The sequence below is a fragment of the Bradyrhizobium diazoefficiens genome, from assembly GCF_016616235.1.
GTDB classification, from domain to species: domain Bacteria; phylum Pseudomonadota; class Alphaproteobacteria; order Rhizobiales; family Xanthobacteraceae; genus Bradyrhizobium; species Bradyrhizobium diazoefficiens_H.
Genome location: NZ_CP067100.1, coordinates 5,848,777 through 5,875,293 on the forward strand (window position 1 = coordinate 5,848,777; position 26,517 = coordinate 5,875,293).

A 26,517-nucleotide genomic window follows, 5' to 3' on the forward strand; every position below is an offset into this window, starting at 1 on the left:
TCACTCCGCAATCGTTCACCAACCCCAACAAGGAGTGCCACCATGTCTCGTCTTCCAGTCCCCGATCTCGAATCCGATGCCGGTCCGTCCGGTCAGGTCTATGCCCAGATCAAGAAGGCGATCGGCAGCGTGCCGAACACGTTCGCGGCGATTGCCGCCCACGGTCCGGCTGCGCTCAAGTCGGTCCTCGCCGCCGATGCCGTGCTCGCGTCCGGGTCGCTCAGCAAGCGCGATCAGGAGACTATCAAGCTGGTCATCAGCGGTGTCGCCGGCTGCGACTACTGCGTCGCCGCGCATAGCGTGCTCGGCAAGCTCGCAGGCCTCAAGCCCGACGAGCTGAAGAACATCCGCGATCGTCGGGCGACCGGCGATGAGAAGCGCGATGCGCTGATCCGCTTCGTCCGCAAGCTCGCGCAGTCCAGCGGCACCATCAGCGACGAGGAGTTCGCCGCGATCAAGGCCGCCGGCTACAGCGACGCCCAGCTCGTCGAGATCAGCCTGGCCTTCGCGACCACCGTCTTCACCAACGTCTTCAACCGCATCAACGACACCGACATCGACTTCCCCGCCGTCGCGTGAGGCGACGCTGCGATCACTCAGATCTCCAGCATGAAAGGATCACGACCATGACTACGCTGTCCGACACCGCTCACAATCCGCTCGTCCGCGCGCTGGAAAGGTCCGGCCTGCTGGCCGAGGACCTCGACTACCACCTCGTCCGCGCCGCGATGGTGATCATGTTCGCCTTCTTCGGCTACCAGAAGTGGTTTCCGTATGAATTCGAACGACTGGTCCCGTTCATCAGCAACGGGCCGTTGATCTGGTGGCTCTATCCGGTGTTCGGCCATGCCGGCGCCAGCTACTTTCTGGGCGCCTCGGAATGGACGTTCGGGTTCCTGCTGCTGGCAGGTTTCTGGGACAAGCGGCTCGGCGTTCTCGGCGCCCTCGGCTCGACCGGCACCTTTATCGCGACGGTCACCATCATTCCCTTCATGCCGGAGGGCTGGGACGTCGCTGCGGGCGGCTTCCCCGCGATGACGGGCAACGTGCCGTTCCTGATGAAGGACGTCGTCCTGCTCGCCGTCTCGCTCTACCTGCTGCGGCAGGACGTGGTTCGCCTGACGCGGCAATGAGGGGTGGCACCCTGCCGATGGCGAAGCGTCGCCGGCGAGCGTCCCACCTCGCCGGCGATCTGCGCATCCCATGATCATTCCAGCAATTTCAGGTGGAGATATCAACTGGCTGGGGCGGGAGGGATCGAACCTCCGAATGGCGGAATCAAAATCAGTTTGGTTATCGAGTGATTTCAAGGGACGTTTGGAAAAGATGGCCAGAATGGCTTCTAGCAAACTTAATAGCTTAGCAGCCGTTTCCAAACAAAAACAGCCCGCCGCACCGGGGGATTCGTCGTGGCAGGTCTGGTGGCGAATGGCGCCGACGCACTCAAGACTTTGCGTATCGAAACGGCTGCTACCCTCCGAAGCCAAGGGTCCGAAATCGCGTAAAAGCGGAAGACCCGCGCGGGGTTGCCGCCGAGAATTGCTGCCTTGATCTCTTCGGTAAGGCCTACCGCATCGAGCCTTCGGCGTCAGTTGGAACGCCAGGTCGCAGCCACCGGGCGACCGGCCTGCAGCCGCATAAATGTGGTCGAGTGCACGTCGGGAGCGCGCACAGATCTCGCCGATCTCGGCCTTGGTGATGATCATCGGCGGGCAGAAGTTCACCGTGTCTCCGAGCGCACGCGTGATCAGACCGTGCTTGAGCCCGTTCTCCGACGTAAGCCGCAGCGCCCCAGGACGGGTTGAAAATCCCCTTCGACTCCTTCTTGCCGAGCAGTTCAACCGCGCCGATGAGTCCGGCGCCGCGGGCGTTGCCGACCAATGGATGAATTCGGGCAGATCGGCCGGCAGCTTAACCGCGAGGCTGCGCAGGCCCACCCCGCCAGCGTTTCTCTGTGCCGGTTCATGCTTTGCGGGCTGCGCGATGCTTCGTGGCTGCGCGGACAACTCTCACTTGCCCTTAGCTTTACCTTTATCGTTTTCATGCTTCTGGCCGCCCTTGCGCTCGCCCTTGTGGGCGCCCTTGTGGCCGCCAGCACCAGGCCCGGTTCCAGACTTGTCGCCCTTGACGAGGATCACATTAGGTCCCAAGACGTCTTCGTCGCCACTTCCGGCGATGCCGCCCCTTTGTGGTGCAGGCGAAATCGAAGGATGGCAATCCCGTAGTCATGACGATAGGCCCACACGGCATGTCCGTCTTCGAGGCCATGACGACCGGGACGAACTCAGCGACTGTGGGATCCGGTCCAGGCCGCACCCCCTCCGGCAATTCGGATTCGGAGTCGTCATCCTCCAACAACTCCGAAATGCAGAAGTAATCGATCCGCCCCGGGCCGGTGCCACAGGCGCGGCACTCATCCCTGCGAGCCAACGCCATTTGCGAAAGCCAGCGGGGATCCGCGCTCGCGTGCCCTCAATCACGTCATCAGCGGCACGGGCCAGATTAGAGTTCGACTGACCTCCGGTGAATTCGTCACGGCCCGGGTGGTAGGCGCTGCCCCCAATTATAACCCGGCCGTTCTTCAGTTGGAGCGACCCAGGTTCCCACTGCATCCCTTTGCCGTGGGCCGTTCGACCGACCTGCAGGTCGGACAGAGCACGTTTGCCATCGGCAACCCCTACGGTCTCGACTTTGACCTCAGCATTGTAAGTGCGCTTGGCCGAAAACTGCCCTCGGTCACTGCTCGCGAAGTCAAGGAGATGATTCTGACGCGCCGATTAATCGGGAAATTTCGGCGGTCCTCTTCTCGACAGCGCCGGGCGCCTTATTGGCGTAAACGGCGCCATCCTCTCCGGTTCGGACGCATCGGCCGGAATCGGGTTCGCCATTCCCGTCTATGTTGTCAACCGCATTGCGGGCGAGCAGACATTTCCCGGCTCACCGAACGATGACCCTTCGCTGTTCTGGCCACCTATTCGGCGGCCTCGCGCAAAGGCGACACCTCCGCATGCGGCTTGATCTGGCGTGGTTGCCCCATTAGGACCGGCTGAAACAGCACCGCGGCAGCCATGGTGCACGCAAGCGCTAGTGCCATCAGCTTTCCCATGCTGGACATCCCCGGGTAGCTTGAGGCCCACATGCTGCCGAACGCGGCCGCATTGGTCATGGCGCTGAACACCACGGCTCGCGTCAGCGTCGACTGCAACAGTCCGGTTTTGCCGGCCCGCCATGCCATGACATAGTAGATCTTGAACGCCACACCGACGCCGAGGAGTAGCGGAAGTGCGATGATATTGGCAAAGTTGAGCTCCGGACCAAGCAGGACGGAAAGCTCGAGCGTGAGCGCCCCGGCGACAAGCAGCGGGATTAAGGTGAGCAGGACGTCTGTGATCCGCCGCAAAGCAATCGCGAGGAGGATGGCGATGGCGACCAGCGCCATTATCCCAGCCTCCCCGAAGGCCCGGGTCACCGTGCGGGCTGATTCGTAATAACTAACCGCAGTTCCCGCCGCGGTCGGCTCGGCAGAAAGAACGGCCTCCGCGAATTTTCGGAGCACGCCGACGTCGTTTGCATCGCCTTTAGCGAGCGCCTGTACCCTCGCTCGTCCGTCCGGCAACTGCCAATCGCGGACCAGGTCGGCAGGCAAGCTTTCGGGTGTCAGCGGTTGGGCTGCGAGGGTCTTGCGCAGGAGGTCCAGATCGTAATTGAGAGACGGCGTGATTGCTGCATCCGCTTTGCGACGAACTTCGGGCGCCCCATTTGCCAGTTGCTCAAGCTGGGATGCGACGGTGCGTGCATCGTCCGCGGCCGGGCTATTCGCGTCGGCTGCTGCCTTGGAGAGCGCTTCTGCCGTACTCCGCAGCACATTGACGGTATCCTCGTCGCCCGGAGCCGGCCTCTCGCGGCGCAGGCTGAGCACGGGCCCGATCGCGTGATCAGCGGAATGAAGCGCGGCGAGCTTCTGTTCCTGGTCGCTTGGAACGAAGTTCGTGAGCGTCACCACGCGCGCGACCTCCGGCAATGACGAGAGCCGCTGCGCAATCTGGTCGGCCTGGTGTTGCGACGCAGCCAGCACCTCGGCATCATTGCCGTTCGTTTCAGGCTCCGATTGCAGCTTCCGATAAGTGAGAACCGAGGGGGAAGCGGGATTTTGGAGATCGACCGGATTGAAATCGAATGGCAGATGAAGCAGCAGCGGCGTCCCGGCCAAGACCACAAGAACAGTGCCGGCGATCACGACAATTCGGTTGCGCTGCAGAAAAGCATCCACCGGCGCGAGCCATCTGAATCCCACGGCTGCGGGTTCCCCGGGCGGATTGAGCGCGGTTAGCATGGCAGGCACGAGCGTGATGCTGCAGGCAAAGGCAATCAACATGCCGCACCCTGCAATCAGTCCGAGCTCGGAGAGACCACGATAGTCGGTTGGCAGGAATGCAAAGAAGCCAATCGCCGTAGCTGCTGCCGCGAGCGCCAAGGGCGCTCCGGCCTTGTGCGCCGCGCAGCGCAGCGCGTGGCGCAGGTTATCGATCTCGTGCCGCTCGGTCCTGTAACGCACGCTGAACTGGATGCCGAAGTCGACCCCCAGCCCCACGAAAAGCACGAAGAAGGCAATCGAGATCAGGTTGAAGGAGCCGACCATCAGCAGACCGAGTGCCGCGGTTGCGGCGAGCCCGACAGCCAAGCTAAAGAACACCGCGGCGATCAGCCTGAAGGAGCGGAGCGCAAGCCAAAGGATGATCAGCACGCCCACGAGCGCCGTAAGCGTGTCGCGTACAGCGCTGGAGCGGATCACGGAGAACTGGTCGTCATTCATCGGAACCTGACCTGTAAGGCTGATCTCGGCTCCGAAACGTTGCTTCAATTGAAGATCCGAGGCCGCTTTCCCGATCGCATCCGTTGCCGCTCGGCCGGGTTGAAGCGCGTTGAAGTCGAGCCGCGGAGCAATCTCAATAAAATGTCGCAATTGGCTTTCCGCAGGCGGGTGCCCTTGTAGAAGCTCCTGCCAAGAGAAGAATGCAGGCTTGCCGGCGAGGACATCTTCCAGGAGCTTCCGCGTGAGCGAAAGTGGCCAGCCGAGTTGCTCAAGCTTCAGTCTGCCAGCCGCAATCCCTTGCGCCGCCGAGCCGAGCACGCCGGCGGCGCCATGTAACGTCGGATCGGCCGAGAGCGCCTGCAGGAAAGGCCGCGCATGAGCCAGCCCGTCGGCAACGCGGCGCACGTCCGCGGTCGAGCTAAACAGCAGCCCATTGCGCTCGAAGAACTCGCCGCTGTCGGGCTGCACGACCTGGTGAAACAGCTCTGGGCTTTCCTTCAACGTTCGTACGAGCTGGTCGGTTGCAACTTCGGCATTTTCGGGCGTCGAAGCGGTCACCACAACAGAGATCCCCTTCTGCGGAAATGCGCGCGAAAGCTCCATCTGGCGCTCGTGCCATGTAAGCTTCTGCGACACCAGCGTTTCGATGTCGGTGTTGATGGAGAACCGCGCCGCGGCGTAGAACGCGCATCCAAACAGCAGCAGCACCCCCAGGACGATGATGACCCACCAACGGCGGACGCAAAGATCGACGATGTTGACTACGATTTGGGTCATTACCTGGACTTCTTCGAAAACGGGTAGGTGAGCTCGGCCCAGATCAAGGGTCCCAGCGTAAGCCAGAGGGGCTGCCGGCCAAAGAGCTGGTGGTCTCGATCGCCGGTGCTCGGGCCGATCAACTATCTAACGTTCGATAGACGTCGCTGGTTGCTACCCGTGTAATGGATGCGGATTCACCGCCGGCGATGGTGACAGCTGTCGAGCCCTCTTCTTGGTCCCATTTTCCGAAATCCGGCTCCCCGCAAGAGATGAAGGGAACGGCAAAGCGGTGGATATCGCTCCCACGCGGACAGAGGGGATCAGCGCCCTCGGAATTTAGGCCCTCAGAAAAAATGCACGCGAACGGCGCGAACCAGATCGCAATTATCCACCGTAAACATATGTTAATCCGAATCCGTTCTCGCGGCTGAGGACCGTGTTGCGTCACTCGCTATGCTTACGCGGGAGCGCGCGGCAAAGCGTTGTTGATGGCGCAGGCCGCGACCGCGTCTCCCCGTGACGAGACAACCGCGAGTCCGTCTGTCTAATCAGACATCTGAGCGATGAATTAGGGGCCGGACAGGCGTGGGCAAGCACGGGATGTTGTGACCGCGGGGAATCAGCGCAGCCCGGCTCATGCCGGCATCCACCACGTACACGCTGCGGCGGAAGCGAGCCAGGTAAATCGCGGCAATCGGGCCGGCCGGGCCGCGCCCGATCACAACATAGTCGAGCGGCACCCGACATCCCCTGGGCCGCCAGCCGGCGCGAGGAAAGGATTTTGCGAGGAGGGCCGGCTCAAGCGGCCTGAGGCTGGCGTGCGATATAGTCCATCGTTACCTTCTCGACGTTCGCGTCGATCCATTGTGCCATGCGCTGTTCTTCCTTCAGGGATGTCTCCAGAGGCGCCCTAGTCTGCTCGACACCGGCAGGACCGCACAGGGCAAGCAACGACTTGTAGGCTGCGATTTCGAAGTTCTCGAAAGCGTTGTTGGCGAATGTGTTTTTGAGGATCTCGTCGCCGGCCATTGCGTGCATCATCGCCTGAGCATTGGCCATGACTGATTGAGTCGTGTCCTTCAAGCTCGAGGTGCTCTCGCCGCAGGCCTCCAAACATTGCTCCAGCCGCCGGAGCTGTTCGTTGGTCTCTTGCAGATGGGCCGTGATCTTTGCCTTGATCTCAGGATACTGATCGAGGCGCTCGGATTGCCTTTCCATGAGCTCTCTGGCCTGGGTTTCCATCGCATGGGCGTTGCGGAGGCCGACGACGAAGGTGTCCTTCGCTGCGTTCGTCATTGTCATATTCCTTGTTCTGTTGGGCTTCGTTCTGCCGGCGCCAACTTGCCGCGACATCGATAGTTCCTAGCAAAGCTGCCGTGCCTTCCCCTGCGCTCAGAGCAGTTGACCGGACCATCACCGATGCTCAGCGACAGGAACAATTGCCGGTGACAGAAAACTTCTCGGAGCACGAGCTGGGCGTTATGCCTGCCGCATCAAGCCTGCAGACGAATGGTGGAAATCCAGCATCATTTACGAAATGCGCTCACTCATTTCGGGATAGCCATGGAGGCGGCAAGGGTCAGGCTTTTCGCCGCATCTGCGAGAGAAACCGCTTGCTGGTGACCGCGACCGTCGTCCCTGACGTATTGCTTGATAGGGGATAGCCAGCATCACCTAGGCCGTCGCGAGCTCAGCCGGCTGCCCTGCCCGCTTTAGCGGCACCTGCTGACCAGAGTTTTTCACGGCATCGTCAGGCATGGTCGAGGGTATCAGCGGTGTCCAGATCGGACCCGGAGCGACTGCGTTCGCCGAATCCCTTTGTCGGCCAGCATCTGGGCGAGCCCCCCGTGAAGTCTGAATGGCGCCCTTCGTCGTGGCATAGGCAAGCAGGATCGAATTGGGCATGTCGGAGTTCACCGAGGCGGTGTTGATGATTGCGCTTCCCGGCTTCATATAGGCAACCGCCGCCTTGGTCAGATAGAACATGGCGTGGATGTTCGTCTCAAACGTGCGCTGTCATTCTTCGTCGCTGATGTCGCCTATATCGAAGAATGTCGCCTGATGCGCTGCGTCGTTGACGAGGACATCGACCCCGCTGAGTTCTTGACCGCACGCCGAACGATGCTGCGGCAGTGCTTGGAACTGCGGATGTCGCCGGGAATCAGCACGGCCTTGCGGCCTTCCTTTTCCACCAGGACCTTGACCTCGGCGGCGTCCTCGTCCTCGTCAAGGTCAAGATAGGCGATGATAAGGTCGGCTCCTCGCGTGCAAGCCGGCCAGAGCCGCAATGACTCTCCTCCCCGTGGTCCGGCCGTGGGTTCATGGCGCCGGTCGCGCCCGGCATCGGTTGCTTTTGCGCCGGCTAGGGCGGCTTGGGATAGTTGCTCATGCCGGCCTCCGGAGGGTTCGGCCGACCAACTGTGCTCAGTCCGGAGCGTTCCTGGCGTCTGACTCTGTCACGAGCATGCAGGAACATCTCGCTCACGGTTACATTCTCGACGACCCAACAGCTACGCGGCGCGGGTCCGGTAGGAGCAGCCGCGCTCGCTCTACCGATCCTGACAGGAACCTCCCGGTCACCGGGACATTGCCGCTTCAAACGCGGTGTCTTGGAGCCGAATATGCTTGGAGAATTGCGCGTCCTTGCCCAGCCCGGTGCGATCGTTGCCAGTCTTGCAGTCCTGTTGCTGATGGCCGGTGCCGACGCGGTGATCGTGGTCGCCGTGAAGGGCTGGCCGTTTTAGCCGATGGTCGATGTCGGACACATCCTCTACCAGGGCTGGCCGCCGCTGCTGCGGACTGCGCTTGGAACAACAATCACCTATCTCGCACTGGTCGTGCTGCTTCGTATCGCAGGACCGCGAACGCTCGCGAAATGGTACGCCTTCGACCTGATCGTCACCGTTGCGCTTGGCTCAACCTTTGCCAACAGCGTTCTCTCCGGCAATATCAGCGTGGCGCAGTCGCTCGTCGGCTTCGTCATCCTGATCGGGCTGCAATTCATCATCGCTTTCGCCGTGGCGCACTGGAGCCAGCTGCGGGTCATCGTGAATCCGCAGCCCACGCTGCTGCTCCATCAGGGCAAGTTTGTCCACGATGCGATGCGACGACAACGGGTGGCAGAGGCGGACGTTCGCGCCGCAATCCGGCATCAAGGCGTTGATCGCATTGAGGACGTCGGTGCCGTCGTGCTCGAGGCCGATGGCACCTTCAGCGTCATCCGCCAACTCGGATCTGATGCGACGGCGCTGGCAGACATCCCGGAATTAGGCGGCTCGAATGAGGCGAATCGCTCGGACTAGCGCATAGGAACCTTTGTAGGACTGACCGGTTCCCGCCCTAAAGGGGAAGCATGGCGTGGAGGCAATGAAGGTCTGGGTACGAAGGGTTCTGTCGGTGTGCGCGACGTTGCCGCTTACTGCCTGCGCGGGCCGGCAGTCGGCGCTTGACCCTCAAGGGCTGCAATCCGACCAGATTCGACACACGTTGTTCATATTTCTGGTGGTGGCGGCGGTGGTCTGGACCGCCGTCGTGATTGCTCTCGGCGGAGCGATGATGCGCCGCAAGCGGGCGGCCGGTCAGCCGCTCGATCTCCACCAGGCATTTGAAGAACGTACTGGCCGCGTCATTCTGGCGCTCGGGATTGCGACCACCGTCACCGTGCTCGGCCTCTCCTTCGTCAGCTATGCCGGACAGCGCACAGTCTTCGCTAAGGATGCGAACGTGCTCACGTTGAAGATCATCGGTCACCAATGGTGGTGGGAAGTCCGTTATGAAGCCGACAGTCCGCATCAGAGTTTCGTGACAGCGAACGAGATCCGGATCCCGACCGGTCAGCCGGTGAAGGTCGAACTGGAATCCGCAGACGTGATTCACAGCTTCTGGGTGCCGAGCTTGACGGGCAAGATGGACCTTATCCCTGGGCAGAAGAACGAGCTGCAGTTCACAGCCAAGAATGCCGGCGTATATCGTGGGCAATGCGCCGAGTTCTGCGGGCTCCAGCACGCCCACATGGCGTTCGCCGTGCTCGCTCTGCCGCCCGATGAGTTCGGCCGTTGGCGCGAGCACGAAAACCAAAGCGCAGACAGCCCCGCCGATCAGCTCGGTAAGCAGGGCGAGGCTTTGTTCCGAGCACGCGGATGTGCCCTGTGCCATAACGTCAGTGGCACGCTGGCCGGCGGACAGCTCGGCCCGGATCTCACCCATGTCGGCAGCCGCACGACAATCGCCGCGGGAACGCTGCCGAATACGCCCGCGACGCTGGGCGGATGGATATCAGATCCGCAGCACGTCAAACCCGGCAATCTCATGCCGAAGATGCCGTTACAATCGGACGAGCTCATCGCGATCATTCACTACCTGGAGCAACTCAAGTGAGCGCCGTCGTTGATCGAGATGAGTTGCGGGATGACGTCCTGAACGGCCTTCAGCTTTCGAGCCAGCTCGAACGCATTTGGCGGACGCCGTCCGGGCTTGCCGGCGCGCTCATGTCGGTGGACCACAAAGTGATAGGCCGCCGCTACATCGCGACCGCATTCGTATTCCTGCTTCTCGGCGGCATTCTCGCGGTCCTCATGCGGGTGCAGCTTGCCGGGCCGGAGAAGACGTTCCTTTCCGCCGACAAGTACAACCAGATCTTTACGATGCATGGCTCGACGATGATGTTCCTGTTCGCCGTGCCCGTCATGGAGGCGTTCGCGGTCTATCTCGTGCCGTTGATGGTCGGCACGCGAAACATCGCCTTTCCCCGCCTGAATGCCTTTAGTTATTGGATGTTCCTGTTTGGCGGCTGCTTTCTCTGGATCTCTTTCCTGTTCAACGTTGGCCCCGATGTCGGCTGGTTTTCCTACGTTCCGCTCTCTAGCCTGCAGTTCACACCGACGAAGCGCGCCGACGTCTGGGCGCAGATGATCACATTCACCGAAGTCGCGGCGCTCGCGGTGTCCGTGGAGATCGTCGTCACCGTGTTCAAGCTGCGCGCGCCCGGCATGACTCTCGACCGGATTCCGCTTTTCGTCTGGGCCATGCTGGTCACGAGCTTCCTGGTGATGTTCGCGATGCCCTCGATCATGGTCGCGTCGACGTCGCTGATCCTGGACCGCCTCGTCAACACCCGCTTCTATGATCCATCTTCCGGCGGCCATCCCCTGCTCTGGCAGCATCTGTTCTGGTTCTTCGGTCATCCCGAGGTATACATCATCTTCATCCCTGGCACAGGGATGGTCTCGGCAATCCTCGCCACTTTCGCCCGTCGACCGGTCATCGGCTATCCGGTCGTCATTCTCTCGCTGATCGGCACCGGCTTCCTTTCGTTCGGCCTCTGGGTCCACCACATGTTTGTGACAGGCCTGCCCCAGCTCGGCGCCGGCCTGTTTACCGCCTCGAGCATGCTGATTGCGGTGCCGAGCGGCTTGCAGATCTTCTGCTGGCTGGCAACGCTGTGGGACGGCCGGCCAGTGTACCGCACGCCGCTCTTGTTCGTGATCGGCTTCCTCGTGATCTTCGTGCTCGGCGGGCTCTCCGGCGTCATGGTCGCCTCGGTGCCGATCGATACCCAGGTGCACGACACTTACTTCGTGGTCGCCCACTTCCATTATGTCCTGATCGGCGGCGCCGTGTTTCCGCTGATCGGCGCCGTCTATTATTGGTTTCCAAAGATCGCCGGGCGCATGCTGAGCGAAAGACTGGGGCGCTGGAATTTCTGGCTCGCCTTCATCGGCTTCAACGTTGCATTCTTTCCTATGCATTTCCTCGGGCTGATCGGAATGCCGCGCCGCGTTTACACTTACACGGCCGACATGGACTGGGCACATTTGAATCTGTTGTCCAGCATCGGAGCGTTCGTGTTCGCGCTCAGCTTCGCGCTGCTTCTGGTGAATGTGATCTACAGCCTGCGCAAGGGTGCGCTGGCGGGCGACAATCCCTGGAATGCCTCGACGCTGGAATGGGCGACCTCCTCGCCACCTCCGCCGCAGAATTTCGACCGCATTCCAGTCGTCAAGCACCGCGATCCGTTGTGGGCCGACAGCGAGAGCCTGCCGGTGGTTGCGGGCCTGAGCGTAGAGCGGCGCGAAGTGCTGTTGACTTCGCTCGCGGAAGCGGAGCCGCAGACCCGCGAGGCCTCGCCCGAACCGAGCATCTGGCCGCTGCTCACGGCCATCGCAACGACGGTGTTCTTCATCGGCTCGATTTTCACCCCATGGGCGGTGCTGTGGGGTACGCCGCCGATGGCCGTGGCCTTGATCGGCTGGTTCTGGCCGAGCGGCAGCAAGGAGGACGAGGAGTGAGACAGACCATCGTCCGCAATGTTTCGGAGTTGCCGACCTATGGCTACGGCCCGCGCAGCGGGCCGTGGTGGGGCGCCATGGGCTTCATGGCGCTCGAGGGCATGGGCTTTGCCATTGCCATTGGCACCTATCTCTATCTCTACGCGGTCAACCCGAACTGGCCGATCGGCGCTGCGCCGCCCGACCTTTGGCCGGGGACGGTGGAGGCGGCGGTCTATCTCATGAGCATCATCCCGAACGAGATCACCAACCGCGCCGCGCACCGTCAGGACCTCGCGAAAGTGCGGGTGGGCCTCGTCGTGATGGCCCTGATCGGGATCGCGCTTCTGGTGCTGCGCGGCTTCGAGTTCGCGCATCTGAATACGCGCTGGGACAATTCGGCTTACGGCTCCATCGTATGGCTCATCCTCGGACTGCACACGACCCATCTTGCCACCGACGTCGGCGACACGGTCGTGCTGGCGGTGCTGATGTTCACGCGCCACGCGAAGCCGCGCCGCTTTAGCGACGTCACCGACAACGTATTCTATTGGAACTTCGTCGTGCTCGCATGGCTGCCGCTCTATGCCTTGCTCGATTGGGTGCCGCGCCTATGACCATAGCTGAAGGACAATCCAGATTGTTGTATTGGGCCGGCGTTGCGCTCGGACCTCTTGCCTGGGGCATCAATTTGCAAGGCGTGTACGTTTTCGCGCATTTCTCCTGCGAGAAGACCAGGATGAGCGGGACGATCCTGAGCGCTATTCTGGCAATCATCTCGCTCGCAGGCACAGCCATTTCCGCCCGCGCGGTTCGGCGCAAGGCGGGGGCTGAATGGACCGATGCGCAGGGGGGCGGGCCACGGGCGTTCATGGCCTGGCTCGGCGTCGGATCCGGCGTGCTGTTTGCGCTGGTGATTGCGAACCAGCTCGCCGCATCTCTCATGATCGCCCCATGTCTGCGCTGAGCTTTTCAGCATTGCTGCTTACGCTGCTCACGCAGCCGGCCGCCGCGCACGGGCTATCCGATGTCGATTCGGGATCGCTCTGGAGCTACGATCTCTGGCTTATGGCACCCCTCTATGCCGTCGGTATCGGCTTCTATGTTGGGACGCAGCGGCTCTGGCGACATGCGGGCGGAGGCCGCGGCGTCAGCTTCCGACAGGTCGGCGCGTTCTGGATCGGGTGGCTAATCACAGCTCTTGCCGTGACCTCTCCGCTGCACTGGCTCGGCGAGCGGCTGTTCACGGCGCACATGGTCGAGCACGAACTGCTCATGGTCGTCGCGGCACCATTGATGGCTTTTGCCCGGATCAACGGCCCGATGATGTGGAGCCTGCCGGCATCGTTTCGACCGGCGGCTGGCCGCGTTCTCAATCTACCCATCCTGGCGCTGCCATGGCGCTTTGTGAGCCATCCGATGAGCGCGACGATTCTTCATGGCGCAGCGCTCTGGGTCTGGCATGCACCGCCGCTCTATGCATGGGCGCTCGAGAACGCCACGGTCCATCGTCTCCAGCACGTCAGCTTTTTCGCGACTGCGCTGTTGTTCTGGTGGGTACTGCTGCATGGGCGAGGACGGGGCCGCAGCACACGAATGCGCGACGGAATCGCCGTTGCCTGCCTGTTCATCACGATTCTGCATTCCGGCGTGCTCGGGGCTCTGCTGACCGTGTCCCCGCGTCTCTGGATTCCCGGCCAGGGCGCGCTTGCCGGTGAATTCGGCCTCTCGGCGCTCGAGGACCAGCAGCTTGCCGGCATCCTGATGTGGGTGCCCATGGGCGTCCTTTATACGGGCGCCGGGTTGTTCTTTGCCCATCGTTGGCTGACTGCCACTGGTGATCACTCCAACCCGCTGGTCATTCGAGGCGCGGCCTGATCGACCGCGAATAGGAACCGCAAGTTCGATTCGAACGTTCGCCTGCTGACTGCGACACTCCACGGAGATAACATGGGCAAGCGATTTGTCATGGCGGCAACGGCAATCTTGACCGCATCACTTTCGATACCCGCAGCCTTGAATGCGCAGGACCAGCCCCGGCCACCGATGTCGTGTCCAGTCGATCATGACCAGCTCGCCGATATTCTCAAGAAGGCCGTCAAGCCCGGCGGTGGGCCGAGCAACGGAGGCTTCGACAACAACGAGTGGGCCGCTGTCGTCAATCGACAGGGTGTCGTCTGCGCCATCGCTTACAGCGGCGGCAAGCCCGACGATCAATGGCTTGGCAGCCGCGCTATCGCAGCCGAGAAGGCGAACACGGCCAATGCATTCAGTCTGAAGGACAAGGCGATGGCCACGGCCAACCTCTACGCCGGCGCGCAACCTGGCGGATTCCTGTTCGGTGCGGCCCTCGGCAACCCTCCATCTCCGGAGGTTCTTTACGCCGGCAATCCCGACGAATTCGGGACTGCACATGATCCGATGGTCGGCAAGCCCGTCGGCGGCGTGATCGTCTTCGGCGGTGGGCTGGCGCTGTACGACGGCAACGGCGTCGCCGGTGCGCTGGGCGTAAGCGGCGATAGTTCCTGCGCCGATCACAATGTTGCCTGGCGCGTACGTCACCAGCTCGGACTTGACCACGTGCCGGCGGGCGTCAGCCCGAACATGAAGGACGCGATCATCTATGACATCGGACCGGACGGCAAAAGCCCGTCGGGATTCGGCCATCCCAAGTGCAACGGCAAGGAGGATCAGATCGCGGTCGATCTTGGCGCGGGCGTGGCGGGCAATGTCGTGAGATAGCCCTGCGCCAACGAGGACCCTTTTGGAACCAAGCGCAGACGCAACGTTTGTACGTTGGCAAACCGGCCTGCAACGCGGCATGGCCTCATCACCGCCGTGGAGATCTTGACATATGTTAGTGCGTGGTTTGGCGTGGTTGCTGTGCGTCCTTTGCGCGACGGGCGCGCTACTGTCGTCGGTGTCGGCACAGACCGATCTCGCCAGTCGCATGAAGGACCCGGGCCAATGGCCCATGGCCGCGCGCGACTACGCCAATACCCGCTACAGCGAACTCGACCAAATCAACACGACCAATGCATCGCGCCTTCAGCTGGCGTGGACGTTCTCGGTCGGCGCCGATCGCGGCCAGGAGGCGGCACCGCTCGTGGTGGACGGCACCATGTATGTCGTCGGGCCCTATGCCGGTCCCTATCCCAATCGCGTCTTCGCGCTCGACGCCACGACGGGCGAGTTGAAATGGTCATATGCACCGAAGCCGGAGCCAGCTGCCGCGGGCGTTGCCTGCTGCGACGTCGTCAATCGCGGACTCGCCTTTGACGGCGGCAAGGTCTTCCTCAACACGCTCGACAATCATACCGTCGCGCTGGATGCAAAAACCGGCAAGGAGCTTTGGCACACGAAGCTCGGCGAGATCAACAAAGGCGAGACGATCACGATGGCGCCCGTCGTGGTGAAAGGAAAGATCCTCGTCGGCAATAGCGGCGGCGAACTGGGCGTACGCGGCTGGGTTACGGCGCTGGACGAGAACACCGGCGCCATCTCCTGGCGCGCCTACTCGACGGGACCGGACAAGGACGTCCTGATCGGCGAAGATTTCAAGCCTTTTTACGACAATCTCAAAGGCCAGGACCTCGGGGTGAAGACCTGGCCCGCCGACCGCTGGCAGGTCGGCGGTGGCACCGTCTGGGGCTGGATCTCCTACGATCCCGATCTGAACCTAATCTACTATGGCACTGCCAATCCGAGTCCGTGGAATGCCAACCAGCGTAGCGGCGACAATCTCTGGAGCACAACGATCTTTGCCCGCGACCCCGACACCGGGCGCGCTAGGTGGGCGTACCAGATCAATCCGCACGATCTGTTCGATCACGACGAGATCAATGAGAACGTGCTGGTCGATCTCGAACTCAACGGCCAGACCCGCAAGGTGCTGATCCACCCGGGCCGCAACGGCTATATGTACGTCATGGACCGGGCGACCGGCGAAGTGATCTCGGCCGACGCCTATGAATTCGTCAACAGCTACAAGGGCGTCGATCTGAAGACCGGCAAGATCATCCCGAACGAGGAAAAGACGCCGCTGGTCGGCAAGACCGTGGAGAACATCTGCCCGAGCGCGCCGGGCGCCAAGGATTGGCAGCCGACGGCGTGGTCACCGCGCACGAAGCTTCTCTATGTGCCGCACCAGCACCTTTGCATGGACTTCAAGGCCTCGCAGGTCGGTTATATTGCCGGCACGCCCTATATCGGCGCAGACGTCGACATGTATGCCGGCCCCGGCGGTTATCGCGGCGAGTTTATGGCGTGGGACCCTGGCGCGCGAAAGAAAGTTTGGGAGATCCACGAAAAACTGCCGGTCTGGAGCGGCGCGCTCGTGACAGCTGGCGACGTCGCGTTCTACGGCACCATGGATCGCCTGTTCAAAGCCGTGGACGCCAAAGATGGGCATCCGCTGTGGCAGTTTCGGGCGGGCTCCGGCTTCATCGGCCAGCCGATCTCCTATCGCGGCAGCGATGGACAGCAATACATCGCCATCCTCTCCGGCGTCGGCGGTTGGCCCGGAGTGGTGGCGAATGCCGAGGTCGATCCGCGCGTGCGCAACGCCGCGCTGGGCTTTTCCGGTGCGACACAGGATCTGCCCTTCTACACAGCCGGCGGGAGCGAGCTGCTTGTGTTCAAGCTGGGCGGAGCGAGCGGTGAGGACACCAGCCATGCGCCTTCCAAATAGATCCGGCATCGTCCTCGGGATTGTGGTCGGGGTCGCGGTCCACGCGGCAGCAACCTCGGCCGGCGAACTTCGCGTCTGCGCCGATCCCAACAATCTGCCGTTCTCGAACAGTGCCGGGGCCGGCTTCGAGAACAGGCTCGCAGATATGTTGGGCCGATATCTCGGCGAGCAAGTATCCTACACTTGGTGGGCGCAGCGGCGTGGCTTCATCCGCAACACACTGAAGGCCGGCAAATGCGATGTCGTGATGGGCATGCCGGTCGGCTACGATCTCGTGGAAACGACAAAGCCTTACTATCGTTCGACCTATGTCTTCGTCACGCGGCAAGCCCAGCACCTCGATCTTTCCTCGCTGCTCGATTCGCGGCTGCATCAGCTTGTGATCGGCGTGCATCTGATCGGCGATGACGGCAACAACCCGCCGCCAGCGCAGGCCCTCGGCGATCAAGGCATCGTCGAAAACGTCCGCGGCTACCCGATCTACGGCGACTACCGCGAGGCGGATCCGCCGGCGCGCCTGATCGAGGCAGTCGAGAACGGCGACATCGACGTCGCCGCGGCCTGGGGTCCGCTGGGCGGCTATTTCGCGCAGCGCTCGCCTGTGCCGCTGACGGTCACGCCGATCCGGGATTACGAGCGTTTTGCACCTCAACAATTCCAGTTCGCCATAGCCATGGGCGTGCGCAAAGGCGACGATGACCTGCGCGACCGGCTGAATAGCTTCATCGAGGAGCACCGGTCCGAGATCGGGTCGCTGCTAGACAATTACGGTGTGCCGCTGGTCGATCAGCCAGTCACGGAATCGGGAGGACACGAGTGATGTCTGCTCCGGCGCTGCGCGCGAGCGCGATCTTGTTACTCTTGGCCGGGCCGAACGGCACCGCGTCAGCCCAGCAAAGCCTGCCGCAGGCGCAGGAGGCGCAGAGGCCGCCACTCGCGCCGCGCCCGAATTTCGGCGGCACTGTCGGCAACGGCAGGCCCGGTGTCTTCATGCAGGTCCCGGTCAGCCACTTGTTCCCCGGCGCGCAGCCGGACCCGCCGCAGATCAAGAATCCTGTCCAAGGCGACCCCAACGCGGAGCAGCGCGGAATGACGTACTATGTCAATTTCAACTGCGTCGGCTGCCACGCACCGAATGGCGGCGGCGGCATGGGGCCGGCGCTGAGCAATAACAACTTCGTCTATGGGTCGCAGCCCGAAAACATCTTTCTCTCGATCTATCAGGGACGGCCGAACGGAATGCCCGCCTGGGGCGGCGTGCTGCCCGACAACGTGATCTGGGACCTGGTCACCTACATCGGCAAGATCAGCAACGAGCCGAACCGCCAATGGGGCCGCACCTTCTCGGCGAATCCGCTGTCTCCCGAGGTCGAGCAGGTCCCGACCCAGCAGGTCTCGACGACCGATCCCTGGTCCGCCACCAAGACTTTCAATTTCGGCCAAAAACCCTGATCGGCGAAGCGGAGCAGCCGATGGTGAGTTTGGTTACACGATTGCTGATCGCCTCCCTGCTGGCGATGGCTGCCGCCGCTTGCGAGCAAGGCAAGGCTGCAGGCCCGGACAACTTCACGGGTGATGCTCGTCGCGGCACTGACCTCGTCAGACACTATCAATGCGGCGCCTGCCACGATATTCCCGGCATTGCCGGCGCGAACGGCAACGTCGGACCGCCGCTCCATCGGATCGGCACGCGTACCTATATTGCGGGATACATCCAGAACTCGCCGGACAACTTGGCCGATTGGATCGAGAATCCGCAGCGGGCATTGCCAGGCAATGCCATGCCGACAATAGGAATCCCGCCAAAGGACGCGCGCGACATCGCGGCGTTCCTTTATACGTTGAAGTGACCATCCCCCGGCTTGCCTGCATAGGTCAGAGTGCCCAGCCGCTCACGCCCGCTGACGCCTTGCCCTGGCGCGAGGTCGAGTCGAACGGGTGGCTCTGGAGGCGGCGAACGCAAGGCAGGCTGCAATTCCAAACACCGCAAGTGCCTTGCTGACGATACCCGCGGGCGGAAGCTGCTTGCGCGCCAGCCAGCCGCCATCCACGGAGGTGCCCTGAGCTGCGGCCTCGATCACCGTGCCCTCGCTGCTTCTTGCCGGGCGGGCGCGCGAGAGGAGGAAGCGGAACGCGGCTCCAAGGACATTCTCGGTGAACCGCGGAGCAATCGCATAGGCCACTTGTCCGGCACGCGCTGGCCAGCCCACGGCGATTTCGTCACGAGGCGCGCCCACCAGGCTCAGGAAGGTCTCGGCAACATCGTCTGGCTGGTAGAGCAGCGGGCCCGGATCGAGCGTACGTCCGGACATGTTGGCGGCGTGGACGAACCCTGGCGTATCGACCATGGCGGGGAAGACGCCGCAAACATGAATGTGGGGATGCGCGCCTAGCTCCTGGCGCAAACTTGCGGTGAAGCCACGCAGGCCGAATTTGCTGGCCGTATAGGCTGCTGCAAAAGGCGTCGGCGCCCAGCCCCCGAGGGAGATATTATTGATCAGAATGCCGCGGTTCTGCCGGAGGAAGATCGGAAGCACCGCGAAGGCGCCATGCATCGTACCGAGCAGATTAACATCGATGGTTCGGCGGTGAAGCGCCATGTCTGCGTCCTGATAGGCACCGAAAACACCCGTACCGGCGTTATTGATCCACACATCGATGCCGCCGAAGGCCGCGTCGGCTTGCCTCGCCAGGAGCTGCACCGCCTCCGCGTCTGTAACATCGGTCGCGATGGCCAGTGGCGTTCCTCCGAGCCCCTCGCATTCCGTCGCGAGACGCGTCAGGACCTCACTGCGACGCGCTGCAAGGGCGACGCTTGCGCCGTGGCGTGCAAAAGCCAGCGCCGCGGCCCGGCCAATTCCACTTGAGGCGCCGGTGATGACGACGCGCATGCCCAGCATGCGCCGCTGCTCGGGGCTCGAGGTACCCCCGGGAACGAGCCAGCGCAGGGATTGCCTGAGACGCCCGCTCCCGTCCGACTCGAACCAGTCGCCATGCGCAAAGATGACGCGCTCAGGGCCCAGGCGCACCAGCCGCTCGGCGGCAACGCGAACCGAACGACCACCGAGCCGCAGCAGCAGACGGAGATAGATCGGCGCCTTGCCGTCCGGTTTGGAGATTCCGAGCAAGTTCGCCACGCCCTCGGCCGAGCCACTAAGATGATCAGGATCGAGATTCTGCACGAGATCGGTGAGAACCAGGGTCCGGCTCCGCTTGTCGAACAACTCCACCTCGGAGAACATTGGGGCATTCACCGACACGGTCTCCAGGTCGCCGGCCCACTCCTCAGGAGTCGTATCTCCAAGCTCGCGGTCGATGCGAATTCCTGCTGCGCGAACCTGCCTGCGCGCGGAAAGACCACGCGCGGCGAATGTTTCAGCCTGAGGCACCTCCCGTTGCCAATCAGACAAGAATATCCAGTGCGCGATGTTAGGCGCGAGCAGGTATCTTATCGCGCCAAGGCGCTCCAGCTGGGAACGGAGTGTGGGCGCGTACCTCACCGGCGAATGCAACAGAAGATCGCCGTTCGACAGCCGTATGACGGTCATACGCACGGGCAGTTCCAGGCCGGCTGCGTTGATCGGTTCATCGTCTACGATCCAGATGTCATCTGAGACCCGCGACAAACTGGCCGTCGACGATCCGACATCGGCATATGGCATGAGCATCTTCCCGTCACGAGGACCTTTCTCAAGCCGCCAAGGCGACGCTCGTTCCTGAGTCGCACCGATGCGAGCTTCAGGCGCAGGCAAGGCTGTTGCGCGGAAGAGCGCTGTCCAGGAACACGCCCGGCCGCGAGATGGGCCGCTCGCAAATACGGCCGTTCAAGGCATTCCCGCGCTGTTCGCGTTCCGTGCGGGCAAAGTGGGGGCCAGTCACTCCGGCGTGACCGATAGCATCGCGCTCCGCAAGTGGGCGCAGCAACTCGAGGTCTCATCGCGGAAGGTTCGCGCGCTTCGCAAAAAATATGGAACAAAGTTCAGGCTGCACGTTTCGACTGCTGTGCGGCAGGGCGCACTACGAGGCGGTCAGGAGCTATCCATGACGACACCGGACTTTGCCAACCTACAATCAAGAGCGACAGAGGCAATACGCGAGCATTGGGTGGCTTTCCTTGTTGAAGGTGTTCTGCTCACTGTCCTCGGATTTGCCGCAATGATAGTGCCGCCGCTGGCCAGTATCGCCACAACAATCTGGCTGGGGTGGATCTTCCTGATCAGTGGTGTCGTCGGGCTGGTTCTCACGTTTTGGGCAAGAGGGATGCCGGGCTTTTGGTGGTCGTTGATTTCCGGCGTCCTCGCCGTAGCGGCAGGCGTCATCCTGCTCGCAGCGCCCGTCCAAGGTACGTATGCCCTGACGATCGTCCTTGGCGCCTATTTTCTGGCTGAGGGCGTCGCCTCGATCCTGTATGCGCTCGAGCATCGGCGCGAACTGACCGGCCGCTGGTCGTGGATGCTCGTTGCAGGTCTGATGGACATCTTGATCGCCGCCATCATCATTATTGGCCTTCCCGGATCGGCGCTCTGGGCTATTGGCCTGCTGGTCGGAATCAACCTGGCGTTTGGCGGCGCAACGCTGATAGGCATGGCGTTGGCCGCACATAGCGGAAGTCTCTGATTTGGTCGTGGCCGATCTTCGCTGCACTGCGGCCAACGCTGAAGGCGCTCATCTTCGACAACGAGCCCAGCTCCAAGGTTTGCGCAGGAGGTCTCGAGGGACTACCGCCCGGTGACCGCTGGTGGGAGAACACGAACAGAGCAGTGCCAGATGAGTGACGTGACCCACTACATCGCTCTACCGCTCGCTTTCTCCGACGACGGAGTGGCCGCCGGCGATGCGGCCGAGTGTCTCAGCGCCAGCGCCGCGGTCCGGCGGAACTGGGCTGCCGAGACGTTGACCGCTACCCTGAGAGGTTGGTCCCACGAAGCGGCCTGCCTGCACGCATCCATCAGCACCCAGTCGTCGGTCTGCGCAATCGAGCCGCTCCGTTCCGCGATCGGCATCGGCATTCGCCAGCAGGAGACGGCATCCTGCGCGTCCCTCGGAAACGCCGCCACGCCGATGCAGAGGTCCTAGTTCAGGGGCGTGCCCCTGATCCCGTGTTTCTGCCCACCCCTCGCTCATTGGAGAAGAGTTACAACGTCGTTCACTGGACCGACATGCCGAGAGGCGGCCACTTCGCTGCATTAGAGGAACCGGCGCTGATGTGGCCGACCTTCGGCCTTTCATCACCGAGATATTGGGAGAGCGGTCCTGACATCGCAATTGTTCGCTTCTGAAGCTCGTCGCACCGCACTGACTGTGCAGGGCTTAGCGGCGCATGCAGTCGCGCCGCCGGACTTGAAATCCTCCAGGCGACCTCGCGGCGGCACGGTTTGTGATCTCCTTCATGAGACAGCGGGGCGGACGGTGACGAACCGCTGCCCTCCACCTCGAAAGGGCATTCAATGATTGAACAACCGGCAAGAATTATCCACACCGAAACGCCGCGGATCGCGTACCTCGAGCAGGGTCCGGCCAATGGCTGGCCGGTCATCCTGTCGCACGGCTTCCCGTACGACGTACATGCCTTCGAGGAAGTGACGCCGGTCCTGGCCCGTGCCGGGGCCAGGGTAATCGTACGGTATGCGCGAGGGTCTGGACCCATGCGCTTCATTTCCGCTGACGCCATGCGTGACGCGCTCGGGCAGGAGACCGTCAAGGCCGTCTTGCGCGATGCCCGCGCTCTGCCCGGGTGCTGCTGCCTATGCCCTAGTAATTGGTCGCCGACCCCTCATTCGGGATCCCATCGATCGGGCATTCGGCGGTGCCCGCGGTCCCACGGGTGATCGCCTCAACCATGTCGCGCGTGCCTTCGGGATCGGCGATCCACTTCGAATAGAAGTCGTAAGGACAGGCCGCGAGGCCTTTTGCGCTTTCGCCGGAGTTGATCATGCCGGTATAGCCGCGATGCACCAGTTTGTAGAGGTGGTTCTGCGATTGGTTGTTGCGACGGGCATCGCGGATTAGATGCTTTGAGAGCGCCGCATATTGGATGCCATATTCCTCCTCGCCGGTCTCGCCTAGCGTGCGGCCGTCGAAGCCGATGATCGCGGAGTGGCCGAAATACGAATAGACGCCGTCGAAGCCGGCGGCATTGGCGACCGCGACATAGACGTTGTTGGCCCAGGCCATCGCCTTCGAGATCAGGATCTGCTGCTCCTTGGCCGGATACATGTAGCCTTGGCAGCGCACGATCAACTCGGCGCCCCTCATCGCACAATCGCGCCAGATCTCCGGAAAATTGCCGTCATCGCAGATGATCAGGCTGATCTTCAGGCCCTTAGGGCCTTCCGAGACATAGGTGCAATTGCCTGGATACCAGCCTTCGATCGGCACCCACGGCATGATCTTGCGATACTTCTGCACGATCTCGCCCTTGTCATTCATTAAGATCAGGGTGTTGTACGGCGCCTTGTGCGGATGCTCCTCGTGACGCTCGCCCGTGAGCGAGAACACGCCCCACACTTTCGCCTCGCGGCAGGCTTCCGCGAAGATCGCGGTCTCCTCGCCCGGCACCTGCGAGGCGGTCTCGTACATCTCCTTGGAGTCGTACATAATGCCGTGGGTCGAGTATTCCGGGAAAATTACCAGATCCATGCCGGGTAGGCCGAGCTTCATGCCGAGCACCATGTCGGCGATCTTGCGGGCGTTGTCGAGCACCTCGGCCCTGGTGTGCAGCCGCGGCATCTTGTAATTGACGACGGCGACGCCGACCGTGTCGTTGCTGGAAGAAATGTCACCGTGAAGCATTGAAACGCCCTTCTGTCATGGCTTGAGTTTTTCAGCACGCAGCGTCAGTGGCTGATCATCCAGGGCCGCGCGGTCGGAAAGCCGACGGCGCCGCTCTTGCTTGTCGTGACCAGCCGTCCCGGTTTCTTCTTGCTGCCAGTGCTGCAGCAGCCGCAACCCGGACCGTGCGCGGCCTTGTACTGATCGAGTGTCTTCGGGGCGTGCCTGCTCTGTTCATTCGTGGCTATCGCCTTGCGCTTGTCCGCGGGCACGCAGAAGAACGCCGGCGCAGTCAGGATCACGCGCGGCGATTCCATCTCGCAGCGCGGACATTCCTGCGGAGCATCGCAATCCGCCATCGGTCTCATATCGGTGAACGGGCCGCAATCGTTGCAAAGATATTCATAGATGGGCATCGTCGACCCTCGCTGTTGCGCTGGGATGCGGGGCGCAGTGCCCCGCATCCGTTTCGGGTAAGGGCTACTTGTCCGGCGAAATCGGCATCTGGATATCGCCTGTGATGTACTTGATCGGCCCGGCCGAGGACGGCATCACGTCGAAGTCGAATATCTCGGTCGGTAGCCACAACGTGGCGCAGGCGTTCGGTACGTCGACCACGCCAGAGATGTGGCCCTGGCATGGCGCGGTGCCGAGGATCGAATAGGCCTGGGCGCCGGAGTAACCGAACTTCTTCAGATACTCGATGGCGTTCAGGCAGGCCTGGCGATAGGCAATGTGGACGTCGAGATAATGCTGCTTGCCGGCCTCGTCGACCGAGATGCCCTCGAAGATCAGGTAATCTTTGTAGTTGGGCGTGATCGGCGACGGCTTGAACACGGGATTCCTGATACCGTATTTGGCGACGCCATCCTTGATAACGTCGACCTTCAGATGCAGCCAGCCGGCCATCTCGATCGCGCCGCAGAAGGTGATCTCGCCGTCGCCTTGGCTGAAGTGCAGATCACCCATCGAGAGACCGCCGCCGGGCACGTAGACCGGGAAATAGATCTTGGAGCCGCGGGAGAGATCCTTGATGTCGCAGTTGCCGCCATGCTCGCGCGGCGGAACCGTGCGTGCGCCCTCAAAGCCGATCTTGGCTTTGACGTCACCCTTGGCTTGGCCGGCATGCGCGGTCGGCGCGAACGGCGGATTGGCAAGGCCCGGCACCCGCGCCGGGTTCGTCGCGATCAGCTCGGCTTCACGCGCATTCCAGGCTGCCAACATCTTGGCGTCAGGCAGGCAGCCGATCAGGCCGGGATGGATCAGCCCGGCGAAGTTGACGCCGGGCACGTGGCGCGACGAGGTGTAGAGCCCCTTAATATCCCAGATGGATTTCTGCGCCAGCGGGAAATGATCGGTCAGGAAACCGCCGCCGTTCTGCTTGGAGAAGAAGCCGTTGAATCCCCACAGGCTCTCCTTAAGCGGACCGACGTCGAGCAGGTCGACCACGAGAAGATCCCCGGGCTCAGCGCCCTTGACGCCGATCGGACCGGAGAGGAAGTGCACGATCGACAGGTCGATGTCGCGCACGTCGTCGGCCGAGTCGTTGTTTTTGATGAAGCCGCCGGTCCAGTCGACGATCTCGATGATGAAATCATCGCCGGGGCTGACCCACTCGACGATCGGAACCTCCGGATGCCAGCGGTTGTGGATCTTGTCGTTTTCATAAGCCGACTTGGTGAGATCGACCTTGATAAGTGTCTCTGGCATCGAGATGCTCCCCTTCTTAACAGCTGCGGTTACACGGACAAATATTTCGAGATCTGCGAGGCATCGACGCCCTCGCGCGGATCGTCACGGACGATCTCGCCGTTCTCGATCACGAGCACGCGGTCGGCGATATCGAGCGCGAAGCTCAGAACCTGCTCGGAAACGACGATCGAGAGGCCCCGCTCATTGCGGATGCGCTTCAATGTCTTGGCCATGTCTTTGATGATCGACGGCTGGATGCCTTCGGTTGGCTCGTCCAGCAGCAGCACCTTTGGATTGGTCGCGAGCGCACGGGCGATCGCCAATTGTTGCTGTTGGCCACCGGAGAGATTGCCGCCGCGGCGGCCCTTCATCTCAAGCAGCACCGGAAACAGCTCGTAGATATCCTCGGGCACTTCCGAGCCGCCGGATACGACAAGGCCCGTCTCGATATTCTCCTTCACCGTCATGGCCGAGAAGATCATGCGCCCCTGCGGCACATAGGCGAGCCCCTTGGCGACGCGATCGTAGCTCGGCAGACCGCCGAGCTCGGTGCCGTCCATCGTCACCGAGCCGCTGGTGATGGGCACAATCCCCATCAGAGACTTCATCAGCGTGGTTTTGCCCATGCCGTTGCGGCCCATAATCGCGACGATCTCGTTCGGAGCCACGGAGACGTTGAGGCCGTGCAGCACCTCGCTCTGGCCGTAAGCGACGTGAAGATCAGAGATAGCCAGCATGCGGTGCGCCCCTTAATGTCCAAGGTAGACTTCAATGACCTTCGGATCGCTCTTCACCTTCTCCATCGTGCCCTCGGAGAGGATCTGGCCCTGGTGCAGCACCGTGACCTTGTGCGCGATGTCCTCCACGAATTTCATGTCGTGCTCGATCACCAGCACCGAGCGGTCCTTGATGATGCGATTGAGCAACTCAGCCGTCTTGGCGCGCTCGGACACGCTCATGCCGGCCACGGGCTCGTCGAGCATCAGCAGGTCCGGGTCCTGGATCAGCAGCAAGCCGATCTCGAGCCACTGCTTCTGGCCGTGGCTGAGCAGCGCCGCGCTCATGTCGAGGCGATCCTTGAGGAAGATCATCTCTGCGACCTCGTGGACGCGCTCGCGCACGGCCGCATCGCGCGTAAAGGTCAGCGCGCCGAATACGGAGCGGCCACGCGGATAGGAGATTTCGAGGTTCTCAAACACCGTGAGGTCGTCGTAGATCGACGGGGTCTGGAACTTGCGGCCGACGCCGGCCTTCACGATCTGGTTCTCCTTCAGCTTGGTCAGCTCCTTGCCGCGGAATTCGATTGAGCCTGACGTCGCCTTGGTCTTTCCGCAGATCAGGTCGAGCACGGTCGTCTTGCCGGCGCCATTGGGGCCGATGATGACGCGGATCTCGTTCTCCTCGACATAGAACGAGAGATCGTTGACAGCCTTGAAGCCGTCGAAGGAGACGGTGAGCCCCTCGACCGACAGCAAGAAGGGTTTTGGCTGGTGACCGATGAGCATGATCTATCCCCTCATTCCGCC

The 26,517-nt window shown here is 62.2% G+C and carries 27 protein-coding genes and 1 pseudogene; 17 read left to right on the forward strand and 11 right to left on the reverse strand.

What is annotated here, in order from left to right; all coding sequences use genetic code 11:
- Nucleotides 1–42: 42 nt before the first annotated feature.
- Nucleotides 43–579: a carboxymuconolactone decarboxylase family protein gene (locus JJB99_RS27775; RefSeq protein WP_200495440.1), complete on the forward strand. Its 537-nt coding sequence runs from the start codon at nt 43–45 to the stop codon at nt 577–579.
- Nucleotides 580–626: 47 nt separating this feature from the next.
- A complete protein-coding gene (locus JJB99_RS27780; RefSeq protein ID WP_200495441.1) occupies nt 627–1,133 on the forward strand; it encodes a YkgB family protein in 507 nt (168 codons plus the stop codon).
- Nucleotides 1,134–2,009: 876 nt separating this feature from the next.
- Here JJB99_RS27780 and JJB99_RS36695 read toward each other — a convergent pair.
- The gene (locus JJB99_RS36695) at nt 2,010–2,138 is read right to left on the reverse strand and encodes a hypothetical protein (protein ID WP_283815994.1); all 129 of its coding nucleotides are present in this window, start codon (nt 2,136–2,138) and stop codon (nt 2,010–2,012) included.
- A 336-nt stretch (nt 2,139–2,474) separates the two neighbouring features.
- Here JJB99_RS36695 and JJB99_RS36390 point away from each other — a divergent pair.
- Nucleotides 2,475–2,913: pseudogene (locus JJB99_RS36390) on the forward strand (S1C family serine protease); the annotation flags it as partial.
- 58 nt (nt 2,914–2,971) lie between these two features.
- On the opposite strand, the gene JJB99_RS27790 reads toward JJB99_RS36390, so the two are convergent.
- The 4 genes from JJB99_RS27790 to JJB99_RS36405 form a co-directional block, all read right to left on the reverse strand.
- Complete coding sequence (locus tag JJB99_RS27790; RefSeq protein ID WP_200495442.1) at nt 2,972–5,590, reverse strand: MMPL family transporter; 2,619 nt, start codon at nt 5,588–5,590, stop codon at nt 2,972–2,974.
- 780 nt (nt 5,591–6,370) lie between these two features.
- Nucleotides 6,371–6,868, reverse strand: coding sequence for a ferritin-like domain-containing protein (locus tag JJB99_RS27795; protein WP_200495443.1), 498 nt, complete (start codon nt 6,866–6,868; stop codon nt 6,371–6,373).
- A 378-nt stretch (nt 6,869–7,246) separates the two neighbouring features.
- The gene (locus tag JJB99_RS36400; RefSeq protein ID WP_246775007.1) at nt 7,247–7,558 is read right to left on the reverse strand and encodes an SDR family oxidoreductase; all 312 of its coding nucleotides are present in this window, start codon (nt 7,556–7,558) and stop codon (nt 7,247–7,249) included.
- A 53-nt stretch (nt 7,559–7,611) separates the two neighbouring features.
- Entirely contained in the window at nt 7,612–7,860 is a 249-nt protein-coding gene (locus JJB99_RS36405) for a hypothetical protein (RefSeq protein WP_246775008.1), read from the reverse strand.
- Between the two features lie 333 nt (nt 7,861–8,193).
- On the opposite strand from JJB99_RS36405, the gene JJB99_RS36700 reads away from it, so the two are divergent.
- The 12 genes from JJB99_RS36700 to JJB99_RS27855 all read left to right on the forward strand — a co-directional run bounded on the left by JJB99_RS36700 (nt 8,194) and on the right by JJB99_RS27855 (nt 18,378).
- A complete protein-coding gene (locus JJB99_RS36700; protein WP_283815995.1) occupies nt 8,194–8,316 on the forward strand; it encodes a hypothetical protein in 123 nt (40 codons plus the stop codon).
- Nucleotides 8,317–8,409: 93 nt separating this feature from the next.
- A complete protein-coding gene (locus JJB99_RS27805) occupies nt 8,410–8,874 on the forward strand; it encodes a DUF421 domain-containing protein (protein ID WP_200495444.1) in 465 nt (154 codons plus the stop codon).
- Between the two features lie 64 nt (nt 8,875–8,938).
- Nucleotides 8,939–9,949: a cytochrome c oxidase subunit II gene (coxB, locus tag JJB99_RS27810; protein ID WP_200500326.1), complete on the forward strand. Its 1,011-nt coding sequence runs from the start codon at nt 8,939–8,941 to the stop codon at nt 9,947–9,949.
- Nucleotides 9,946–11,859 (forward strand): cytochrome c oxidase subunit I, encoded by a 1,914-nt coding sequence (gene ctaD / locus JJB99_RS27815; protein ID WP_200495445.1) that lies wholly within the window; start codon nt 9,946–9,948, stop codon nt 11,857–11,859. The genes coxB and ctaD overlap by 4 nt, the downstream gene beginning before the upstream one ends.
- Nucleotides 11,856–12,455 carry a cytochrome c oxidase subunit 3 gene (locus tag JJB99_RS27820; protein ID WP_200495446.1) on the forward strand — a complete coding sequence of 200 codons (600 nt, stop codon included), beginning with the start codon at nt 11,856–11,858 and terminating at the stop codon, nt 12,453–12,455. The genes ctaD and JJB99_RS27820 overlap by 4 nt, the downstream gene beginning before the upstream one ends.
- Nucleotides 12,456–12,577: 122 nt before the next feature.
- Nucleotides 12,578–12,805: a hypothetical protein gene (locus tag JJB99_RS36410; protein ID WP_246775009.1), complete on the forward strand. Its 228-nt coding sequence runs from the start codon at nt 12,578–12,580 to the stop codon at nt 12,803–12,805.
- Nucleotides 12,793–13,716: a cytochrome c oxidase assembly protein gene (locus JJB99_RS27830; protein ID WP_200495447.1), complete on the forward strand. Its 924-nt coding sequence runs from the start codon at nt 12,793–12,795 to the stop codon at nt 13,714–13,716. The genes JJB99_RS36410 and JJB99_RS27830 overlap by 13 nt, the downstream gene beginning before the upstream one ends.
- 72 nt (nt 13,717–13,788) lie before the next feature.
- The gene (locus tag JJB99_RS27835) at nt 13,789–14,580 is read left to right on the forward strand and encodes a heme-binding protein (RefSeq protein ID WP_200495448.1); all 792 of its coding nucleotides are present in this window, start codon (nt 13,789–13,791) and stop codon (nt 14,578–14,580) included.
- A gap of 112 nt (nt 14,581–14,692) precedes the next feature.
- Nucleotides 14,693–16,528 (forward strand): methanol/ethanol family PQQ-dependent dehydrogenase, encoded by a 1,836-nt coding sequence (locus JJB99_RS27840; protein WP_200495449.1) that lies wholly within the window; start codon nt 14,693–14,695, stop codon nt 16,526–16,528.
- Nucleotides 16,512–17,348 carry a substrate-binding domain-containing protein gene (locus tag JJB99_RS27845; protein ID WP_200495450.1) on the forward strand — a complete coding sequence of 279 codons (837 nt, stop codon included), beginning with the start codon at nt 16,512–16,514 and terminating at the stop codon, nt 17,346–17,348. The genes JJB99_RS27840 and JJB99_RS27845 overlap by 17 nt, the downstream gene beginning before the upstream one ends.
- Nucleotides 17,348–17,980: a c-type cytochrome gene (locus JJB99_RS27850; RefSeq protein WP_200500328.1), complete on the forward strand. Its 633-nt coding sequence runs from the start codon at nt 17,348–17,350 to the stop codon at nt 17,978–17,980. Before JJB99_RS27845 ends, JJB99_RS27850 begins: the two co-directional genes overlap by 1 nt.
- A 41-nt stretch (nt 17,981–18,021) precedes the next feature.
- Nucleotides 18,022–18,378 carry a c-type cytochrome gene (locus JJB99_RS27855; protein ID WP_246775010.1) on the forward strand — a complete coding sequence of 119 codons (357 nt, stop codon included), beginning with the start codon at nt 18,022–18,024 and terminating at the stop codon, nt 18,376–18,378.
- A gap of 42 nt (nt 18,379–18,420) precedes the next feature.
- Here JJB99_RS27855 and JJB99_RS27860 read toward each other — a convergent pair whose 3' ends face one another.
- Entirely contained in the window at nt 18,421–20,190 is a 1,770-nt protein-coding gene (locus JJB99_RS27860; protein ID WP_200495452.1) for an SDR family oxidoreductase, read from the reverse strand.
- A 379-nt stretch (nt 20,191–20,569) separates the two neighbouring features.
- On the opposite strand from JJB99_RS27860, the gene JJB99_RS27865 reads away from it, so the two are divergent.
- Together JJB99_RS27865 and JJB99_RS36415 are read left to right on the forward strand one after the other, a co-directional pair.
- Nucleotides 20,570–21,145, forward strand: a complete 576-nt coding sequence (locus JJB99_RS27865) for an HdeD family acid-resistance protein (protein WP_200495453.1) — start codon at nt 20,570–20,572, stop codon at nt 21,143–21,145.
- Between the two features lie 150 nt (nt 21,146–21,295).
- Nucleotides 21,296–21,604 carry a hypothetical protein gene (locus tag JJB99_RS36415; RefSeq protein WP_246775011.1) on the forward strand — a complete coding sequence of 103 codons (309 nt, stop codon included), beginning with the start codon at nt 21,296–21,298 and terminating at the stop codon, nt 21,602–21,604.
- Nucleotides 21,605–22,279: 675 nt separating this feature from the next.
- Here the strand turns inward: JJB99_RS36415 and JJB99_RS27875 are convergent.
- The 5 genes from JJB99_RS27875 to urtD all read right to left on the reverse strand — a co-directional run bounded on the left by JJB99_RS27875 (nt 22,280) and on the right by urtD (nt 26,496).
- On the reverse strand, nt 22,280–23,320 hold the full coding sequence (locus JJB99_RS27875; RefSeq protein ID WP_200495455.1) for an aliphatic amidase: 1,041 nt from the start codon (nt 23,318–23,320) through the stop codon (nt 22,280–22,282).
- Between the two features lie 44 nt (nt 23,321–23,364).
- Entirely contained in the window at nt 23,365–23,715 is a 351-nt protein-coding gene (locus JJB99_RS27880) for an FmdB family zinc ribbon protein (RefSeq protein WP_200495456.1), read from the reverse strand.
- Nucleotides 23,716–23,779: 64 nt separating this feature from the next.
- Nucleotides 23,780–25,009, reverse strand: coding sequence for a formamidase (gene fmdA, locus JJB99_RS27885; RefSeq protein WP_200495457.1), 1,230 nt, complete (start codon nt 25,007–25,009; stop codon nt 23,780–23,782).
- Nucleotides 25,010–25,038: 29 nt separating this feature from the next.
- The gene (gene urtE / locus JJB99_RS27890) at nt 25,039–25,728 is read right to left on the reverse strand and encodes an urea ABC transporter ATP-binding subunit UrtE (protein ID WP_200495458.1); all 690 of its coding nucleotides are present in this window, start codon (nt 25,726–25,728) and stop codon (nt 25,039–25,041) included.
- Between the two features lie 12 nt (nt 25,729–25,740).
- On the reverse strand, nt 25,741–26,496 hold the full coding sequence (urtD, locus tag JJB99_RS27895) for an urea ABC transporter ATP-binding protein UrtD (protein WP_200495459.1): 756 nt from the start codon (nt 26,494–26,496) through the stop codon (nt 25,741–25,743).
- Nucleotides 26,497–26,517 lie beyond the last annotated feature (21 nt).

What these genes read in the sequence shown, in the direction of transcription:
- JJB99_RS27845 (WP_200495450.1), top strand. Translation starts at nt 16,512, where the DNA reads ATGCGCCTTCCAAATAGATCCGGCATCGTCCTCGGGATTGTGGTCGGG.
- urtE (WP_200495458.1), bottom strand. Translation starts at nt 25,728, where the DNA reads ATGCTGGCTATCTCTGATCTTCACGTCGCTTACGGCCAGAGCGAGGTG.
- JJB99_RS27850 (WP_200500328.1), top strand. Translation starts at nt 17,348, where the DNA reads ATGTCTGCTCCGGCGCTGCGCGCGAGCGCGATCTTGTTACTCTTGGCC.
- JJB99_RS27865 (WP_200495453.1), top strand. Translation starts at nt 20,570, where the DNA reads ATGACGACACCGGACTTTGCCAACCTACAATCAAGAGCGACAGAGGCA.
- JJB99_RS27840 (WP_200495449.1), top strand. Translation starts at nt 14,693, where the DNA reads ATGTTAGTGCGTGGTTTGGCGTGGTTGCTGTGCGTCCTTTGCGCGACG.
- urtD (WP_200495459.1), bottom strand. Translation starts at nt 26,496, where the DNA reads ATGCTCATCGGTCACCAGCCAAAACCCTTCTTGCTGTCGGTCGAGGGG.
- JJB99_RS27830 (WP_200495447.1), top strand. Translation starts at nt 12,793, where the DNA reads ATGTCTGCGCTGAGCTTTTCAGCATTGCTGCTTACGCTGCTCACGCAG.
- JJB99_RS27790 (WP_200495442.1), bottom strand. Translation starts at nt 5,590, where the DNA reads ATGACCCAAATCGTAGTCAACATCGTCGATCTTTGCGTCCGCCGTTGG.
- JJB99_RS36700 (WP_283815995.1), top strand. Translation starts at nt 8,194, where the DNA reads ATGCTTGGAGAATTGCGCGTCCTTGCCCAGCCCGGTGCGATCGTTGCC.
- JJB99_RS36400 (WP_246775007.1), bottom strand. Translation starts at nt 7,558, where the DNA reads ATGTTCTATCTGACCAAGGCGGCGGTTGCCTATATGAAGCCGGGAAGC.
- JJB99_RS27795 (WP_200495443.1), bottom strand. Translation starts at nt 6,868, where the DNA reads ATGACGAACGCAGCGAAGGACACCTTCGTCGTCGGCCTCCGCAACGCC.
- fmdA (WP_200495457.1), bottom strand. Translation starts at nt 25,009, where the DNA reads ATGCCAGAGACACTTATCAAGGTCGATCTCACCAAGTCGGCTTATGAA.
- coxB (WP_200500326.1), top strand. Translation starts at nt 8,939, where the DNA reads ATGAAGGTCTGGGTACGAAGGGTTCTGTCGGTGTGCGCGACGTTGCCG.
- JJB99_RS27835 (WP_200495448.1), top strand. Translation starts at nt 13,789, where the DNA reads ATGGGCAAGCGATTTGTCATGGCGGCAACGGCAATCTTGACCGCATCA.
- JJB99_RS27780 (WP_200495441.1), top strand. Translation starts at nt 627, where the DNA reads ATGACTACGCTGTCCGACACCGCTCACAATCCGCTCGTCCGCGCGCTG.
- JJB99_RS27875 (WP_200495455.1), bottom strand. Translation starts at nt 23,320, where the DNA reads ATGCTTCACGGTGACATTTCTTCCAGCAACGACACGGTCGGCGTCGCC.
- JJB99_RS27880 (WP_200495456.1), bottom strand. Translation starts at nt 23,715, where the DNA reads ATGCCCATCTATGAATATCTTTGCAACGATTGCGGCCCGTTCACCGAT.
- JJB99_RS36410 (WP_246775009.1), top strand. Translation starts at nt 12,578, where the DNA reads ATGAGCGGGACGATCCTGAGCGCTATTCTGGCAATCATCTCGCTCGCA.
- JJB99_RS27860 (WP_200495452.1), bottom strand. Translation starts at nt 20,190, where the DNA reads ATGCCATATGCCGATGTCGGATCGTCGACGGCCAGTTTGTCGCGGGTC.
- JJB99_RS36415 (WP_246775011.1), top strand. Translation starts at nt 21,296, where the DNA reads ATGAGTGACGTGACCCACTACATCGCTCTACCGCTCGCTTTCTCCGAC.
- JJB99_RS27775 (WP_200495440.1), top strand. Translation starts at nt 43, where the DNA reads ATGTCTCGTCTTCCAGTCCCCGATCTCGAATCCGATGCCGGTCCGTCC.